General features: G+C 73.1%; 2 protein-coding genes. Both read left to right on the top strand.

The features are described 5' to 3' along the window. On the top strand, positions 1–722 hold a 722-nt coding region (locus tag GWI24_RS43725; RefSeq protein WP_210951566.1), incomplete at its 5' end, for a class I SAM-dependent methyltransferase. Next, positions 719–1,840, top strand: a complete 1,122-nt coding sequence (locus GWI24_RS43720; RefSeq protein WP_210951565.1) for a prenyltransferase — start codon at positions 719–721, stop codon at positions 1,838–1,840. The genes GWI24_RS43725 and GWI24_RS43720, both read left to right, overlap by 4 nt. Positions 1,841–1,993: the final 153 nt, after the last annotated feature.

Here is a 1,993-nt window from a genome sequence, read left to right as displayed (position 1 = left end):
ATTTCTCCCGCTTCCCCCTCGCCCCCGGCGATCGCGTCCTCGACCTCGGCTGTGGCGCCGGACGGCATGCCTTCGAGTGCTACCGGCGCGGCGCCCAGGTCGTGGCGCTCGACCGCAACGGCGAGGAGATACGCGAGGTGGCCAAGTGGTTCGCCGCCATGAAGGAGGCCGGTGAGGCCCCGGCGGGCGCCACGGCCACCGCCATGGAGGGCGACGCCCTCGCCCTGCCCTTCCCCGACGACAGCTTCGACGTGGTCATCATCTCCGAGGTGATGGAGCACATACCCGACGACAAGGGCGTGCTCGCCGAGATGGTGCGGGTGCTCAGGCCCGGCGGCCGGATCGCCGTCACCGTGCCGCGCTACGGCCCGGAGAAGGTCTGCTGGGCGCTGTCGGACGCCTACCACGAGGTCGAGGGCGGCCACATCCGCATCTACCGCGCCGATGAGCTGCTGGAGAGGATGCGCGAGGCCGGACTGCGGCCGTACGGCACCCACCACGCCCACGCGCTGCACAGCCCCTACTGGTGGCTCAAGTGCGCCTTCGGGGTGGACAACGACAAGGCGCTGCCGGTGCGCGCGTACCACCAGTTGCTGGTGTGGGACATCATGAAGAAGCCGCTGGCCACGCGGCTCGCCGAGCGCGCCCTGAACCCCGTCATCGGCAAGAGCTTCGTGGCGTACGCGACCAAGCCCCACGCACCGCGTGAGGCGCGGGCGTGACGGCGCTCGGACCGCGCCCCGGCCCCCGCACCGAACGGCTCGCGCTGCCCGGGGTGCTCAGCCCCGAGCAGGTGCTGCGCACGGTCGAGGGCATCGCCGCCGTCCAGCGCGCGGACGGCGCCATACCGTGGTTCCGCGGCCACCACCTCGACCCCTGGGACCACATCGAGTCCGCGATGGCGCTGGACGCGGCGGGTGAGCACGAGCGCGCCACGGCCGCCTACCACTGGCTGGCCCGGCACCAGAACCCCGACGGCTCCTGGTACGCGGCCTACCCCGACACCCCGGACGGCGTGGCCGCCACCGACCCCACCGACCACGGCCGGGAGTCCAACTTCTGCGCCTATGTGGCGGTCGGCGCCTGGCACCACTACCTCTCCACGGGCGACGACGCCTTCCTCGACCAGATCTGGCCCACCGTCTTCGCCGCCGTCGAGTTCGTGCTCCGGCTGCAGCAGAGCGGCGGCCAGATCGGCTGGCGGCACCGCGCCGACGGCACCGTGGACCCCGACGCCCTGCTGACCGGCTCCTCCTCCGTCTACCAGGCGCTGCGCTGCGCGTTGGCCATCGCGGAGCACCGCGAGGAGCCCCAGCCCGACTGGGAGCTGTCGGCGGGGCTGCTCGGCCACGCCATACGCCACCACCCCGAGCGGTTCCTGGACAAGCACCGCTACTCGATGGACTGGTACTACCCGGTCCTCGGCGGCGCGGTCACCGGCGCCGCCGCCAAGAAGCGCATCGAGGAGGGCTGGGACCGCTTCGTGGTCCCCGGGCTCGGGGTGCGCTGTGTCTCCCCCAACCCCTGGGTCACCGGCGGCGAGAGCTGCGAACTGGCGCTCGCGCTCTGGGTGATGGGGGAGTCCGACCGCGCGGTGGACATCCTGCGGTGGATCCAGCCGACGCTGCGCGCCGAGGACGGGATGTACTGGACCGGCTACGTCTTCGAGGACGACGCGGTCTGGCCGGAGGAGCGCACCACCTGGACGGCCGGGTCGCTGCTGCTCGCTGTGGCGGCGCTGGGCGGCGACGAGGCGACCACGGCCGTCTTCGGCGGCGAGCGCCTGCCGCGCGGGCTGGACTCGGACTGCTGTGCCCAGGGGATGCCCGACGGATCGTGACGCCTGCGGCGGGCTGTTCCCCTCCCCGCCCCTTCCCACAACTGGGGCTCTGCCCCTTAACCCCGGGGGCCCAGGGCGGAGCCCCTGCCACGCGGCGGAGCCGCATATCGGTGCTGTGGGAACGGACGGGGTGGGGAACGGCCCGCCGGGCAC

The organism is Streptomyces sp. MK37H, assembly GCF_018035285.1.
Lineage (GTDB): Bacteria > Actinomycetota > Actinomycetes > Streptomycetales > Streptomycetaceae > Streptomyces > Streptomyces endocoffeicus.
Note: the sequence above shows the minus strand (reverse complement) of the source record. Positions and strands in the feature narration are given on the sequence as shown.